The sequence below is a fragment of the Streptomyces sp. NPDC007971 genome (assembly GCF_042958635.1).
GTDB lineage: Bacteria > Actinomycetota > Actinomycetes > Streptomycetales > Streptomycetaceae > Streptomyces.
Genome location: NZ_JBIBJK010000001.1, coordinates 621891 through 636773 on the forward strand (window position 1 = coordinate 621891; position 14883 = coordinate 636773).

A 14883-nucleotide genomic window follows, 5' to 3' on the forward strand; every position below is an offset into this window, starting at 1 on the left:
GGGTATTACGTATGGGTGAGGGGGCGGGGAATTCATGACCACCGGTACCGGAACCGACTGGGCCGCCTGGCAGGAGAGCTGGAACCGGCAGCAGGAGTGGTTCATGCCGGACCGCGAGGAGCGGTTCCGGATCATGCTCGACATGGTCGAGGCGCTCGTCGGCACGGCTCCGCGCGTGCTCGACCTCGCCTGCGGCACCGGCAGCATCACCGCCCGGCTGCTGGCGCGGCTCCCCGGGGCCACCAGCACCGGGGTCGACCTCGCCCCGGCGCTGCTCGCCATCGCGCACGGCACCTTCGAGGGCGACGACCGCGTCACCCTCGTCACCGCCGACCTCAAGGACCCCGAGTGGACGGCGAAGCTGCCGTACGACTCCTACGACGCGGTCCTGACCGGGAGCGCTCGTTAACCGCACTGTATCGCTTGATCCCCTGGAGTTGCTGACCTTGGAATTCGCCGCATCATAGTGCCCCGTCCGGTAAGTGCCGGGCGGGGCAGAGACCTTTGGGGGTGTGGGCTGCTGTAGACGGGGCCACCGTTGTGGGGGTGTGGTTGTGCGGCGTCGGCCCGTGACCAGGGTGTCTTTCTGGTCTGGGCGGTGTCAGTGGTGTGCATCGACATGGTCGCTATGTCATGTGTGCGGGGAGGGGGGTGCTGTGGCGGGTGACCGTGATCATGTCGATTTCGGGGGCAGCGAGTTTCGCGGTCCGGCGTTGGGTAGGGGCGATCAGTGCAACTACTTCGGGGCTGTCTCGGGTTCCGGCTGCGTTGCCGCATCAGGTCGGGGTGATTCCGTCCCGGGCGGGCTGTTTCCTGACGGCTGAGGAACTACTTTGTTGCCGGCAAGTCCGGTCGGCAGTCGCCGATCCGACTGAGAACGGGGCACGTACCTGGCAGGTGACCTGGCGGGGCAGGATAGCCGAGGTGTTGGCGAACCGATGGAGGCTGGTGCATGCCCAGGCGCGTTCCTGGCCGGGAGCGCTCGTTGGCCACACCGTACCGATGTCCGGCACGCCACGGGGCCGGTGATTCAGCGTTCGAGGCGTTTCAGGGCGGCGCGGCTGTAGAACGCCGCGACGAGGGCTCCTGCGAGGGCCGCCGAGGCCACGAGGAGCGCGACGATGTCGACCGTGCTCGTTCCGGTGGCCGTGCCCGTCCCCTTCTGTGCGTACTGGCCGGGTTCGGAGCCGGTGGGGCCGGTGCTGGGCGCGGCCGAATGGGGTGCGGAGGCGCCGAGTGCACTGAAGGTTCCGCACAGCGCCGGGGCGGTGGCGTCCTGCGTCTGCGTGGTGTCGTCTTCGCTGGTCCCCAGGGCGTCGTCGTACTGGCCGTGGCCGTCGTAGTCGATGCCATGGACGACGAGGACCGCCTTGCCGTACTGCAACTGCTCGATGGTGTCGCGGTCGAGTGTCACCGTTCGCCCGTAGGTGAGATTGCTTCCTGAGGGGAAGCGGTTCGAAGTGAACGCCCGGCTCGGGCTGGTGTCCCCGCTCACCGTCAGCGACGTCATGATCTCGCCGTAGGCGGGGGCGCCGTCGGTCGCGCTGATCGCCGTGTGGTTGTTGTGCTGCTTCGCCATCGAGGCGTCGGGGCATTTGCCCTGGCCGTGGACGTGGAGATGCAGGGCGTGCCAGCTGTTCACGAGGCCGGCGGTCTCGATCGTGATCTGCGCCTGGGTCCCGCTGAGCTGTAGGTTGGCCAGACCCGACCCGTTGACCCGGTTCGTGGGCACCGGGTCAAGGATGGCCTGGTAGCGCTGGATGCCGCTGGGTTGCGCAACCGCGGCTCCGGGTGCCGCGGTTGACGCCATGGTCGCGAGCGCCATGACTGCGTAGAGCGGTCTCTTCATACTGCCTCCCTGCTACGGAAAGTTGCATAGGTTTTGCTTAGAGTAATATTTGATGCGCGGCATACTCCAGCAAACCGGTGCATTTGGGAGTGATCGACCATCGTGAACGGTGAGCGTAGTGGCTTCAGCTCTGACGAGGAGGTGCTGCTGACCATGTACGCCGAGCACGGCGAACCGCTGCTGAACGACGCCATGGATCTCACCTCGGGGGATCGGCAGCGGGCGCAGGCGCTGGTGCGGGAGGCACTCCTGCGGGCTTGGCGCAACCCCGACGCCTTCGACTCGCAACGGGAATCCCCCCGGGAGCGGCTGCGCTCGGTCCTGCGCGGCCTGGCAGCCGAGTCCGGTTCGGCGGTCCGCCCGGAGGGGCCCGCCCATGGGCCCACCGGAGGGGACACCGTGGAGCAAGGGCACCGCCGATCCGCCCGGAATCAGCGGGTGATCGAGGCCGTGCGTGGCCTCGTCCCCACCCAACGCACCGTGCTTCTGGAGACCCACTATCGCGGCAGGAACCTGGCCGAGACCGCTGAGGCGCTCGGCGTCCCCGTCGGCACGGTGAAGTCCCGTCTCTATCACGCGCTGACGCGGCTCCACGCTGAGCTGGCCGAGCGGGACCCCAGGAGCGCCCGCCCCGAGGCCGCGGGCGGTACGGCGGCGGGGCGCGCGGGGGCGGCGTCAGGCCCCGTCGCCGCGGCCGACACCGGCCGGGGCGACGAGACGCGCACACGCGCCTCGGGATTCGACCCCGCCCGGCTCTCGCTGGGTGCGTACGTGCTGGGCAAGCTTGCGCCGGACGAGGCACTGGTGGTCGCCGCTCACCTCGCCACTTGCACCGGCTGTCGGGCGGAGCGGGACGCGCTGGCCGAGATCGTCCCGCTGCTCGGCACTGTCAGCGAAGCCGATGTGATGCCGGGGCGCGCCTCCCCCGCCGAGGCCGGGCCCGAGAGGACGGTGACGACCAGGCGCGATGGCGCCGGTCAGCTCGGGCGCTATGAAGCCACCCAGGCCCAGCCCGGCGGAACCGCACTCGAGGAGATGCATCAGCAGGCCGGTGACGAGCCGCTCCGCGCGTGGCGGCGGCCTGCGGCCGTGCTCGCTCTGGTGGTGGTCGTCGCCGCCGTCACCTGGCTGGTGACGTCACGGTTGTCGTCCCCCGGTACCACCTCCCGGATCGGCGATCGGGGTACCCGGATCTTCAGGGCGTCCGACCAGGCCTCGGGCGTGCGGGCCACGGTGACCACCGCCCCCACGCCCTGGGGCAGTGAAGTGCGACTCGACGTGTCCGGGATCCCCTCCCATACGCACTGCACCCTGGTCGCCGTCGGCCTGGAGGGCAGCCATGAGACCGCCGCCAGCTGGCTCGCGGGCAACGGCACCGACACCGTCCCGATTCCCGGCGCGATCTCGAAGAGCGTGGATACGGTCGCCCACTTCGAGGTCGACACGGACAGCGGACCGCTGCTGTCGATCACGACGAGCTGACCGCTGCTCGGCGCCCGTGCTACCGGGCGCTCAGCGGTTCACCGACCACCAGCGATACAGCGTCTGCATCCCGGAGCCGCCGACGACGCCGAGGGTGGCCTTCCCCTGGCGGTCGTCGGACCAGGCCAACGTGGGGCCGTCCTGGCCGGTGAAGCAGTACAGCGTCCCAGAGGCGACCGCGCTGCCGGTCGGCCAGTTCTGAGCAGTGGGCCCGGCGCCCGTGCAGGGCCCCTTCCCGGCCCGGGCGGTCTGCGCACCGACGGCCCGGTCCAGGGAGTCGGAGCTGTCGAACCTGTAGAAGTTCCCCACGGTCGGTCTGCCGCCCGGGCCGCCGTTGTCCATCCAGCAATGCACGGCGGCGTGGACCTTACGGTTGCTCTCCAGGCTCTGCATCGGGCGACAGTGGTCGAAGTGCGAGGATCCCGACAGCGGCTGCTCGGCCGGGCTTACCGTCTCGTCGGTGTTGTCCGCCGTCGGAAGCGACGTGGTGAACAGCGCCGACAACGTACCTGCCCCGGGTCCTGACGTCGGGTTGGCCGAGGGCGCTCTGGAAGCCGTCGACGGTGAGGGCGAGGGCCGCAGGCCGAACACGAGCAGGCCGATGCACAGTCCCACGGCCACGGCGGCAGCGATCAGAAACGCCCTGCGCCTGAACAGCGGCTTCGGGAATCGGCTTCTCGTCGGTTCGCGGTGACCCGGGGCCGGCGGGTGTTCGCGGTCCGTGCCGTGATCCGCGCCCGTACCGTGCTGCCGGCCGGCGTCGCGCTTGGCGGCTGCTTCGCGGCTGTGCGCCTGGTCCCGCGCGCACTGGATGCCCGCCATGGTGTCCGGGGCCGGCGTGCCTCCCACGGATGGGGTGGCCTGCGGGGGCGAGGCGCGTTCCCCGGCTGGTGCGCACTGTCCGGAATCGATGTCCGCCGCCCAGGCCCCGTGCCCCTGAGGGGTCGTCGCCTCCGCCACGCCTCGCAGGTGCTGTGCGAGCTCGCCGGCCGTCGCGTAACGCTCCTCAGGCTGCTTCGCCATGCCCTTGGCGATGATGTCGTCCAACTCCGCCGGGAGCCCGGCGGCAGCCGCCGAGGCACGAGGTGGCGGCAACTCGATGTGGGCATGGCACTGGGACGCGAACTCCTGCCCGGGGAACGGGGTACGACCGGTCAGGCACTCGTAGAGCACGCAGGCGAGCGAGTAGACATCGATACGCGAGTCCGTGCCTGTGCCCAGGAAGCGCTCCGGGGCCATGTACTCCGCGGTTCCGATCGCCTGGGTGGGCGCGGTGACAGTGGTGCCTCTTCCGGAACGGGCGATACCGAAATCGACCAGGTAGACGAAGGGGGCACCGCTGCGTCCCTTGCTGAGCAGGATGTTCGACGGCTTGACGTCCCGGTGGGTCACTTCGGCTTCGTGTGCGGCGTCGAGTGCGTCAGCAACCTGCCCCAGGACGTTCGTCGCCTCCGGCAGGGGCAGCGGGCCCCGGTCGCGCAGCCTGCTGCGCAGGTCCTCACCCTCGACCAACCGCATATCGAGGTAGAGAAGGCCCTCGATCTCGCCGTAGTGGTGAATGGGGATGATGTGCGGCTCGTTCAGCCGCGCCACGATCCGTGACTCACGCTGGAAGCGCTGCCGGAACTCCTTGTCGACCTGCAACTGCGGGGAAAGGATCTTGAGTGCGACCTCTCGGTCCTGGCTCAGGTCGTACGCCCGGTACACCTGCCCCATGCCGCCCTCGCCGAGCACCTCGCACAGCACATAGTCGCCGAGTCTGTCGAAGCCTTCGAAGCTGCGGGTACCCGAACGGCCGACGGAGGATTCCTCGACGGCCGACAAACGACGCTCGTCCGGCTCACCGTCGCGCATGATCGGAGCCTCCTAGCTCCGGTGCCGCAGGTACGGACAATTCTACGTCGGCACACCGGGCCGCGCTGTGGGTGTCGTGGCCACGCACATGCGCGTGCAGGGAGAGCTCCTCACCGCCACGGCCCTGCACTGGCTGCACAGCGAACCCCTCGCGGCCCTCTACGGTCGGGTCGCGGATCTGGTCCGCGACGGCGGTGTCTTCATGAACGCGGACCACATGATCGACGGGAGCACGCCCCGGATCAACGCGGCCGAGCGCACCTGCGGTCACTCCCGTATGGATCACGCCAAGCAGGACGGAACCCTCGGCTGGTCCGAGTGTGGCAGCTCGCTGCCCAGGACCCCGTCCTCGCCGAGCCCACCGCCCGCCGCTTCCAGATCTACGGCGACCATGCCGACGGGGACATGCCGTCGGCGGCCTGGCACGCGCGTGCTGTGCGAGAAGGGGTTCGGGGAGGCACGGGCGGTGTGGTGCTCGCCGTCCGACACCCTGCTGCTGGCGCTGAAGTGACGCGGAAGGGCGGTACGGGGAGCCCGTACCGCCCTTCCACCGCCTTTGCTCAGCCGGACGGCGCCAGAGGACCCTGGATCAGAGAACCTCGGATCAGAGGACCTTGGACAGGAACGACTGCGTCCGCTCGTGCTGCGGGTTGGTCAGGACGTCGCGGGGATGACCGGATTCGACCACCACTCCGCCGTCCATGAACACCAGGCTGTCGCCCACCTCGCGGGCGAAGCCCATCTCGTGGGTGACCACCACCATCGTCATGCCGGACTCGGCGAGGTCGCGCATGACGTCCAGGACGTCACCGACCAGCTCCGGGTCCAGGGCCGAGGTCGGCTCGTCGAACAGCATCAGCTTCGGGTCCATCGCGAGGGCCCGGGCGATCGCCACGCGCTGCTGCTGGCCGCCGGAGAGCTGCGAGGGGTAGTTCCCGGCCTTGTCCTGGAGGCCCACCCGCTCCAGGAGCTGCATCGCCCGCTCCTTGGCCTGGGCCCGGCCGACGCCCTTGACCTGGACCGGCGCCTCCATGACGTTCTCCGTGGCCGTCATGTGCGGGAACAGGTTGAAGCGCTGGAAGACCATGCCGATGTCCCGGCGCTTGAGCGCGACCTCGCTGTCCTTGAGCTCGTACAGCTTGTCGCCCTTCTGGCGGTAGCCGACCAGCTCGCCGTCCACGTACAGACGGCCGCCGTTGATCTTCTCCAGGTGGTTGATGCACCGCAGGAAGGTCGACTTGCCAGAGCCGGAGGGGCCGATGAGGCAGAACACCTCGCCCGGCTTGACCTCCAGGTCGATGCCCTTGAGCACCTCGACGTGGCCGAAGGACTTGTGCACGCCCTGCGACCTGACCATCGGGACCGTGCCCTGCGGACGGGCGTCCTGCGTCTTGCTCAGCTTGTCGGTCATGCGCCCACCGCTCCCTTCGGGCGTCCCAGCGACAGCATGTTGGCCTTCACCTTCTGCCACGGGGTCGGCGGCAGCTGGCGGCTGGAGCCGCGGGCGTAGTACCGCTCGATGTAGTACTGGCCCACGCTCAGCACCGAGGTCATGATCAGGTACCAGGCCGCGGCGAGGAAGTACATCTCCACCGGGGCACCGGAGTTCTGGCCGATGTCCTGGGCGTAGCGGAACAGCTCGGGATACTGGACGGCCGCCACGAGCGAGGTCGTCTTCAGCATGTTGATCACTTCGTTGCCTGTCGGCGGCACGATCACCCGCATCGCCTGCGGGATGATCACCCGGCGCAGGGTCTTGCTGTGGCTCATGCCGAGGGCGTGGGCCGCCTCGGTCTGGCCCTCGTCCACCGCGAGCAGACCGGCCCGGCAGATCTCCGCCATGTACGCGGCCTCGTTCAGACCCAGGCCGAGGAGCGCCGTCAGCAACGGCGTCATGAAGTTCGACCAGTAGTCCTTGTAGAACGGCATCAGGTTGATGTACTCGAAGACCAGGCCCAGGTTGAACCAGAGGAACAGCTGGACCAGGACCGGGGTGCCGCGGAAGAACCAGATGTAGAACCAGGCGATCGACGACGTCACCGGGTTCTTCGACAGGCGCATGACCGCGAGGACGATGCCGCCGACGATGCCGATCAGCATCGACAGGACCGTCAGCAGGAGGGTCTTGCCGACGCCGGTCATGATCCGGTCGTCGAAGAAGTAGTCCGGTACCGCGTGCCAGTTGATCCTGCCCTGGCCGAAGGCGTAGATGATCGCGACGAGGATCGCGATCGCGACGACGGCGGTGACGTAGCGTCCGTAGTGCCGGACCGGGATGGCCTTGATGGCCTCCGGGCCGGCCGGGGGAGTGCTCGGACCCCCGGCCGTCTTGTCGATGTCAGTCACGGGTGTTGCCTCTCGGTGGCCGCTCGGGGTACGCGGGTCACTTGCCGCCGTTGACTGCGGACTGCTTGACGGCGCCGTCCTGGGCGCCCCACTTCTCGAGGATCTTCTGGTACTCGCCGTTCTTGATGATGGCGTCCATCGCGGCCTGGAGCGCGTCGCGCAGCTTGGTGTCGTTCTTGGCCACGGCGATGCCGTACGGGGCCGCCTCGACCTGGTCGCCGACGATCTGGAAGTCCTTGCCGCCGCCCGAGGTCTTCACCGCGTACGCGGCGACCGGGAAGTCGGAGGAGGCCGCGTCCACGCCGCCCGAGCGCAGACGGGTCTGGGACTGCTGGTCGTCGTCGAAGGCCTCGATGGTGAGCTTCTTGCCGCTCGGACACTTCTTGGCCTCCTGCTTGGCCAGGTCCTCCGAGACGGTGCCGCGCTCCACGGCGATCTTCTTGCCGCACAGGTCCGACCAGGACGTGATGCCCTGGGTGTCGCCCTTGCGGGTGTAGATCGAGACACCGGCGGTCAGGTAGTCGACGAAGTCGACGCCCTCGCCGACCTTCTTGCCCGTGTCCGGGTCGACACCCTCCTGGCGGTTCTTGTTGTCCGTCATCGCCGACATCGCGATGTCGTAACGGCCCGAGCGCAGACCGGTGAGCAGGGCGTCGAAGGTGCCGTTCTCGAACTCCAGCTGCACGCCGAGCTGCTTGCCCATGGCCGCGGCGAGGTCGGGGTCGAGGCCGACGACCTTGCCGGAGGAGTCCTTGAACTCCACCGGGGCGTAGGCGATGTCCGAACCGACCTTGATCTTCCCCTTGTCGCGGAACTCCTGGGGGAGCTTGTCGGCCAGCGGGGCGTTCGAGCTGGATGCGCTGCCGGAGTCCTTGCTCTTGTCCTTGGTCTGGTCACCGCAGCCGGTGAGCAGCAGGGCGCCCGCGACCGCGATGGCGCCGACCGCAGCCAGCCTGGAGTGCGCGGCGGTCGTACGAGGGGTGGAGCTTGCGGTCATCGTGGTTCCTCCGGCAGATGGGAAGACATACCGATGGGTCGACGGAAACACACACTTTCGGGTGCCGCGACCTCGTGGGTTTACGGCATCTTGCCATTCGGACTAGGCCATTCAGGGGCGTCGCTATGTCAAAATCGCATAACGGGTGACCCCCGAACCGCGTCAGGTCCCGCCAGGACGGGGCTCCAAGGCCGCACCATCTGCGGAAATCCTGCATCCAGGCCGGAAAGTCTTCGGGTCATCTCACGATGTGGTCCATCGTTTCGGTTGGTCGTCCCGTTTCCCGGCCCGATCTCCGCGTTCGCCAGGGCGGTCGTCGTGTTCGCCGGGCCGGTCGTCGTCCTCGGCGGGACGGTCGTCGTGTTCGCCGTCCGGTCGGCCGCGCGTCGCCGTCCGGACAGGGCCGCGCCGCGCCCGTGACGCACCCGTGTTGCGCTCATGTCAGCCGCACGTCATCCGCGTGTGGCTTTCTGGACCCGAGATGTGACCTTGCACCTAATGGACTCGTCGTGAGCGCCGTCCGTCCGGTAAGAAGGTTCTTTACACCCCTCATCCGGGGCTCAGGGCGCGTGTGCGGCGCGCCCGTCGCGTATGTGCCCGTACGTATCAGCAACCGGGCCTTGCGCGGTGCCCGCCCACCCCTCACCAGGAGTGGTCGACCCTCAAACCATGCATACCTAAGGGGTAAGACAAAGTGGCAGCGGAGATCGTCAATCCTCGCAGCGACAGCACAGCGGATCAGGACGGCGGGGCCGAGCCCCTCGATTCCTTCGATCCGGCGTTCGCGCTGCACCGCGGCGGCAAAATGGCCGTGCAGGCCACCGTGCCGGTCCGGAACAAGGACGACCTTTCCCTCGCGTACACGCCCGGCGTCGCGCGCGTGTGCACCGCGATCGCGGAGCAGCCGGAGCTGGTCAACGACTACACATGGAAGTCCTCGGTGGTCGCCGTCGTGACCGACGGGACGGCCGTGCTCGGACTCGGGGACATCGGTCCCCAGGCCTCCCTCCCCGTCATGGAGGGCAAGGCGATCCTGTTCAAGCAGTTCGGCGGCGTCGACGCGGTGCCGATCGCGCTCGACTGCACCGACGTGGACGACATCATCGAGACCGTCGTCCGGCTCGCTCCCTCTTTCGGCGGAGTGAACCTGGAGGACATCTCGGCACCCCGGTGCTTCGAGATCGAGCGCCGCCTCCAGGAGCGCCTCGACATCCCGGTCTTCCACGACGACCAGCACGGCACGGCCGTCGTGACGCTCGCGGCGCTGCGCAACGCGGCGCGGCTGAGCGGGCGCGAGATCGGGCAGCTGCGGGCCGTCATCTCGGGTGCCGGCGCGGCCGGTGTCGCCATCGCCAAGATGCTGGTCGAGGCCGGCATCGGGGACGTGGCGGTGGCGGACCGCAAGGGCGTCGTGTCGGCGGACCGGGAGGACCTCACGCCGGTCAAGCGGGAGCTGGCCTCCTTCACCAACAAGGCCGGCATCGCCGGTCCGCTGGAGAAGGCCCTCGCGGGCGCCGACGTCTTCATCGGCGTCTCCGGCGGTACGGTCCCGGAGGAGGCCGTGGCCTCCATGGCGGAGGGTGCCTTCGTGTTCGCGATGGCCAACCCGAACCCGGAGGTGCACCCGGACGTGGCGCACAAGTACGCGGCGGTCGTCGCGACCGGGCGCTCGGACTTCCCCAACCAGATCAACAACGTGCTGGCCTTCCCCGGGATCTTCGCGGGCGCGCTGCAGGTGCGGGCCTCGCGGATCACGGAGGGGATGAAGATCGCCGCCGCGGAGGCGCTGGCCGCCGTCGTGGGTGACGATCTTGCCGCCGACTATGTGATCCCGTCGCCGTTCGACGAGCGGGTTGCTCCCGCCGTCACCGCGGCGGTTGCGGCTGCTGCTCGTGCCGAGGGCGTTGCCCGTCGCTGACGTTGCGCTGAATGGCCCCGCCCGTCCGGGCGGGGCCATTTCCTTTGCCCGTCCACCCGCCCACGCCGGCCCGGCTTCTGCTCGTTCGGCCGGGGCGTCCCCATGCTGCTGCGCCGCACGGGTGCCGCTGCGCAAGAGGGCATGTGTCACAGCCGCCCCTGGTTCCTTCGGCGGAGCCGGGACCCTATCGTCGAGCCCATGTTCGCTGTCTACGCCGCCCGAATCGACCGCGACCAGCCGCTCTTGGGCCTGGAGTTGGGGGAGCGCCCGGCTCCCGAGGCCCGGCCGGGCTGGAGCACCGTCACCGTGCGGGCCGCCTCCCTCAACCACCACGACCTCTGGTCCCTGCGGGGCGTCGGACTCCCCGAGGACCGGCTGCCGATGATCCTCGGCTGCGACGCCGCCGGGATCGACGAGGACGGCAACGAGGTCGTCCTGCACTCCGTCATCGGTCAGAGCGGCCACGGCGTCGGCCCGAAGGAGCCCCGCTCCATCCTGACCGAGCGTTACCAGGGCACCTTCGCCGAGCAGGTCGCCGTGCCGACCTGGAACGTGCTGCCCAAGCCCAAGGAGCTCTCCTTCGCGGAGGCCGCCTGTCTGCCGACCGCGTGGCTGACGGCGTACCGGATGCTGTTCACCAACGCCGGGGTGCGGCCCGGCGACTCGGTCCTGGTGCAGGGCGCGGGCGGCGGTGTCGCCACGGCCGCGATCATGCTCGGCAAGGCGGCCGGCCTGCGGGTGTTCGCCACCAGCCGGGACGAGGCGAAGCGGAAGCGGGCCCTGGAGCTCGGGGCGGTCGAGGCGGTGGAGCCGGGAGCCCGGCTGCCGCAGCGCGTGGACGCCGTCATCGAGACCGTGGGTGCGGCCACCTGGTCGCACTCGGTGAAGTCCCTGCGGCCCGGCGGCACGATCGTCATCTCCGGTGCCACCAGCGGCGACCGCCCCTCGCACGCCGAGCTGACCCGGATCTTCTTCCTGGAGCTGAAGGTCGTCGGCTCCACCATGGGCACCAAGGACGAGCTGGAGGACCTGCTCTCCTTCTGCGCCGCCACCGGTCTGCGGCCCGTCATCGACGAGGTGCTGCCCATGGACCGGGCCCGCGAGGGCTTCGAACGGCTCGCGTCCGGCGAGCAGTTCGGGAAGATCGTGCTCACCAACTCCTGACGTTCTGACGTTCTGACTTCCTGACGTCCCTTCGGGGGCGCGGCCGGGCGGGTCCGGACACCGGGCCCGCCTTTTCCGTATCCAGCGTGTCAACCTTGGTTGACATGGAGCGAATGTCAACGTAAGTTGACATCATGACCGAGGCAACGGATCTCGCCCAGCGCGCCGGTGACCGCGATCCGCGGGTCGGGCTGCGGGCCGTGGCCGCGCTCCGCAGGCTGCTGGAGCAGCTGGAGGCGGTACAGGTGCGCAGTGCGCGCAATCAGGGCTGGTCGTGGCAGGAGATCGCCGCGGAGCTGGGCGTCAGCAGGCAGGCCGTGCACAAGAAGTACGGGAGGCAGTGATGTTCGAACGCTTCACCGAGGACGCGCGCGACGTCGTAAAGGTCGCCGTCGCGTACGGGCAGCGTGAGGGGGTGCAGTCCGTCGGCGCCGAGCATCTGCTGCTCGCCGTCCTCGACCGCGAGGCGAGCCGTGCCTCCTTCGCGCTGGCCGCCCTCGGGCTCACCGGGCGCAGGGCGTCAGTGCGGGAGGCGCTGAGCGAGGCGAGGCGACGGGGAGGTCTGACCCGGGCCGAGACGGACGCCCTCGCCGGACTCGGGATCGACGTGGGGGAGATCGTCTCCCGGGTCGAGGAGGCGCACGGCGCCGGGGCGATGGCCGGCGACCGCCGGGACAGGGGATGGCGGTCGGGGCGCCGCACCTTCAGCCGGGGCGCCAAGGACGTCCTGGTAGGAGCGCTGCGCACCGCGATCGACCGCCGGGAGCGGCACATCGGCGACGAACACATCCTGCTCGCCCTGACCCTGCGCCCCGGAGTACCGGCCGAGGTGCTCGCCGACCACGGGGTGACCCACGAGTCCCTTCTGCGGGTGCTGTACGGCGACGGTACGGCCCTGGCCGGCTGACGACGGGCAACTCGGCAGGCAGCTCGGCGGGCAACTCGTGGGATGGACGGCTCGGGCGGACCCTCGGTGCGGGCGCCTGAGGTGGACGGTCCGGACAGACTCCCGGTGAGGTCTCCTGTGGGGAAGCTCGGGCGGACCGCCCGGCGGTGCGTCCGGTGGGTTCGGGCGCACCGCCGTGTCCGGGCGGCTCAGACCTTGGGGTCGCGCAGTATCGCCCCGATGTGGGCCGCCGCCGTCGACAGATGGCGGCGGGCCTCGCGCAGCTGGTCGGCGGTGACGCCCTGGTCGCGGGCCGTGTCGCGGATGTCGTCACGGAAGCGGTCCAGGAGGCGGTCCAGGTCGCGGGCCGGATCGCCGGTGGGGTCCTCGTGGGCCCAGGCCGGTTCGTACTGCGCCGGGAAGTCCTCCGGGGTGGAGGAGAAGTCCGGTTCCGCGGCGGGGGTCGCCTTGCGGGAGCCCGCGGCGGGCTCTTCGGCGGGGCGGCCGAAGCCCCAGTCCCGGCCGAACTCCTTGCCGTAGTCCTTGCCGAACTCGCCGAACTCCTTGGCCAGTTCGGTCAGGCCCTCCCGCATGCCGGTCGGCCAGTCGCCCCGGGTGAAGTGGTCCTGGACGCGGTCCTGGACGTGCCGGGCGATGCGCTGCATCTCCTCCTGCGCCTGGGCCCGCGCCCGCGACTGCGCCTCCTGGGCCTGGCGGCGGGCCCGCTGGGCCTCCTCGCGGGCCCGGCGGCTCTCGTCCTTGGCGCGGCGGGCCTGTTCCTTCCACTCCTGCTTGACCCGGCGCATCTCCTCCTTGGCGGCCCGCCATGCCTCCTTGTCGCCGAGGTCGCCGTACTCCCCGAAGGGGCCCGCCTCGCCCGGAGCCGCCTTGCCGCCCCTGCGGGCCTCGGAGGCGGCCGCGCGCACTTCGCGCCGCAGATCGCCGGCGGCGCCGCGCACGTCGGCCTGTATCTCGGCGGCGAGTTCGGCGACGGACTCGCGGATCTCCAGCTCCAGGTCGGCCAGTTCGCCACTGCGGTCGGCCAGCTCGGCGCGGCCGGCGTCCGTGATGGCGTACACCTTGCGGCCGCCCTCGGTGGTGTGCGTGACCAGACCCTCGGCCTCCAGCTTGGCCAGGCGGGGGTAGACCGTGCCTGCGGAGGGGGCGTACAGGCCCTGGAAGCGCTCCTCAAGGAGCCTGATCACCTCGTAGCCGTGGCGTGGGGCCTCGTCGAGCAGCTTGAGCAGATAGAGGCGCAGACGGCCGTGGGCGAAGACGGGGGGCATGGTCAGAGCACCTTCTTGTCGGTCGTGCCCTCGGCCGGGGCGGTGGGTGTCTCCGCGGCTGCAGGGCCGGCGGGGGACTCGGTCTCCCAGGGGGTGTCCTCGGTGGTGTCCTTCTCGTCCTCGCCCGGCGGCCGGCGCAGCAGGGCGATGGAGCCGGAGACCGTGGTGGCCCTGAGCCTGCCGGTGCCGGCGCCGAGCCGGCCGGTGATCTTGTGGGCGCCCCACTGGCCGTGCACCCGCAGGCCTTCGAACGCGTTGGAGATCGTGCCGCTCGCGGTGTTCGCCTCCACCTCCGCGTCCGCAGGGTGCGGCAGGCGGATGGCGATCTCGCCGGAGACGCTGGTCAGCCGGACGTCGGTGGGGCCGTCCGGGTCCAGGTCGATGATCATGGAGCCGCTGACGGAGTCGGCGTGGACGGACGGGCCCGAGCCCTCGACCACGGTCAGGTCGCCCGAGACCGAGTTGAACCGCAGGTCACCGGTGACGGCCTGGGCTTCCAGGCTTCCGGACACGGTGTCGGCGCGGACCGGGCCGGACAGGCCCACGAGAGTCGTGTCGCCGTTGACGCCCTTGACCACCGAGGCGCCGCTGATGCCGGAGACGACCGCGCCGGCGCTGACCACACCCACCTCCACGCGCGTGTCGGCGGGGACCGCGAGCGAGACGACGGCGCTGCGGCGCCAGCCCTTGCGGTCGAGCCACTTCAGGAAGCCCTTCCAGGGCAGGTCCTCGTAGGCCACGGTGAGGGTGCCGTCCCGCTGCGTGACGATCAGGGGTGGGCCCTCGATGTCCGAGACTTCCAGGCGGGCGGAACCTTCGTCCGTGCCCACGACGTTCACCGTTCCGTTGACGATGCGTACGTGAAGGTCGCTCACGGGGGCGTCGAACGTGAGCTTCCGGGGCTCGGCGACGGACCACTCGGACATGGGGAACCTCCTCGACCGGGCGTGGTCACGACACCGCGACACGCCATATCGCGTCTTCTTCCAATCACGATATATCGTGGTCAAGGAAAGTCAAGACACCCTTTCGTGGGAGCCGATCGGCGGTGGCGGCCGGCGGCGGTCGGCCGGCGGCGGCTGGCGACCTGCGGGATGCCGG

Annotated in this window: 12 protein-coding genes and 2 pseudogenes; 7 read left to right on the forward strand and 7 right to left on the reverse strand. The window is 70.0% G+C overall.

The window, feature by feature from the left end:
- Nucleotides 1–34: 34 nt before the first annotated feature.
- Nucleotides 35–403: pseudogene (locus ACFZCP_RS02845) on the forward strand (class I SAM-dependent methyltransferase); the annotation flags it as partial.
- A gap of 627 nt (nucleotides 404–1030) precedes the next feature.
- Here ACFZCP_RS02845 and ACFZCP_RS02850 read toward each other — a convergent pair.
- On the reverse strand, nucleotides 1031–1849 hold the full coding sequence (locus ACFZCP_RS02850; protein WP_391423420.1) for a hypothetical protein: 819 nt from the start codon (nucleotides 1847–1849) through the stop codon (nucleotides 1031–1033).
- A gap of 102 nt (nucleotides 1850–1951) precedes the next feature.
- On the opposite strand from ACFZCP_RS02850, the gene ACFZCP_RS02855 reads away from it, so the two are divergent.
- Nucleotides 1952–3331, forward strand: coding sequence for a sigma factor-like helix-turn-helix DNA-binding protein (locus tag ACFZCP_RS02855; RefSeq protein ID WP_391423422.1), 1380 nt, complete (start codon nucleotides 1952–1954; stop codon nucleotides 3329–3331).
- Nucleotides 3332–3361: 30 nt separating this feature from the next.
- On the opposite strand, the gene ACFZCP_RS02860 is transcribed toward ACFZCP_RS02855, so the two are convergent.
- The gene (locus ACFZCP_RS02860; protein WP_391423423.1) at nucleotides 3362–5185 is read right to left on the reverse strand and encodes a protein kinase; all 1824 of its coding nucleotides are present in this window, start codon (nucleotides 5183–5185) and stop codon (nucleotides 3362–3364) included.
- A gap of 106 nt (nucleotides 5186–5291) precedes the next feature.
- On the opposite strand from ACFZCP_RS02860, the pseudogene ACFZCP_RS02865 reads away from it, so the two are divergent.
- Nucleotides 5292–5696, forward strand: a pseudogene (locus tag ACFZCP_RS02865) (SAM-dependent methyltransferase); the annotation flags it as partial.
- A 93-nt stretch (nucleotides 5697–5789) separates the two neighbouring features.
- On the opposite strand, the gene ACFZCP_RS02870 reads toward ACFZCP_RS02865, so the two are convergent.
- Genes ACFZCP_RS02870 through ACFZCP_RS02880 form a run of 3 tightly spaced genes read right to left on the reverse strand, consistent with a single transcriptional unit; the run spans nucleotide 5790 to nucleotide 8528 of the window.
- Nucleotides 5790–6596, reverse strand: a complete 807-nt coding sequence (locus ACFZCP_RS02870) for an amino acid ABC transporter ATP-binding protein (protein WP_362692081.1) — start codon at nucleotides 6594–6596, stop codon at nucleotides 5790–5792.
- On the reverse strand, nucleotides 6593–7531 hold the full coding sequence (locus tag ACFZCP_RS02875; RefSeq protein ID WP_391423426.1) for an ABC transporter permease subunit: 939 nt from the start codon (nucleotides 7529–7531) through the stop codon (nucleotides 6593–6595). The genes ACFZCP_RS02870 and ACFZCP_RS02875 overlap by 4 nt, the downstream gene beginning before the upstream one ends.
- A 37-nt stretch (nucleotides 7532–7568) precedes the next feature.
- Nucleotides 7569–8528 carry a transporter substrate-binding domain-containing protein gene (locus tag ACFZCP_RS02880; RefSeq protein WP_391423428.1) on the reverse strand — a complete coding sequence of 320 codons (960 nt, stop codon included), beginning with the start codon at nucleotides 8526–8528 and terminating at the stop codon, nucleotides 7569–7571.
- 694 nt (nucleotides 8529–9222) lie between these two features.
- Between ACFZCP_RS02880 and ACFZCP_RS02885 the strand changes: the two genes are divergently transcribed.
- From ACFZCP_RS02885 to ACFZCP_RS02900, 4 genes are all read left to right on the forward strand, one after another.
- A complete protein-coding gene (locus ACFZCP_RS02885; RefSeq protein ID WP_362692090.1) occupies nucleotides 9223–10446 on the forward strand; it encodes an NADP-dependent malic enzyme in 1224 nt (407 codons plus the stop codon).
- Between the two features lie 198 nt (nucleotides 10447–10644).
- Entirely contained in the window at nucleotides 10645–11610 is a 966-nt protein-coding gene (locus ACFZCP_RS02890) for a zinc-binding dehydrogenase (protein WP_362692094.1), read from the forward strand.
- A gap of 134 nt (nucleotides 11611–11744) precedes the next feature.
- Nucleotides 11745–11954, forward strand: coding sequence for a helix-turn-helix domain-containing protein (locus tag ACFZCP_RS02895; RefSeq protein ID WP_067002878.1), 210 nt, complete (start codon nucleotides 11745–11747; stop codon nucleotides 11952–11954).
- A complete protein-coding gene (locus ACFZCP_RS02900) occupies nucleotides 11954–12517 on the forward strand; it encodes a Clp protease N-terminal domain-containing protein (RefSeq protein ID WP_362692098.1) in 564 nt (187 codons plus the stop codon). The genes ACFZCP_RS02895 and ACFZCP_RS02900 overlap by 1 nt, the downstream gene beginning before the upstream one ends.
- 188 nt (nucleotides 12518–12705) lie before the next feature.
- Here ACFZCP_RS02900 and ACFZCP_RS02905 read toward each other — a convergent pair whose 3' ends face one another.
- Both ACFZCP_RS02905 and ACFZCP_RS02910 read right to left on the reverse strand, forming a co-directional pair.
- Entirely contained in the window at nucleotides 12706–13782 is a 1077-nt protein-coding gene (locus ACFZCP_RS02905; protein ID WP_391423431.1) for a helix-turn-helix transcriptional regulator, read from the reverse strand.
- Nucleotides 13783–13784: 2 nt separating this feature from the next.
- Nucleotides 13785–14708 carry a DUF4097 family beta strand repeat-containing protein gene (locus ACFZCP_RS02910; protein WP_391423433.1) on the reverse strand — a complete coding sequence of 308 codons (924 nt, stop codon included), beginning with the start codon at nucleotides 14706–14708 and terminating at the stop codon, nucleotides 13785–13787.
- Between the last annotated feature and the right edge of the window lie 175 nt (nucleotides 14709–14883).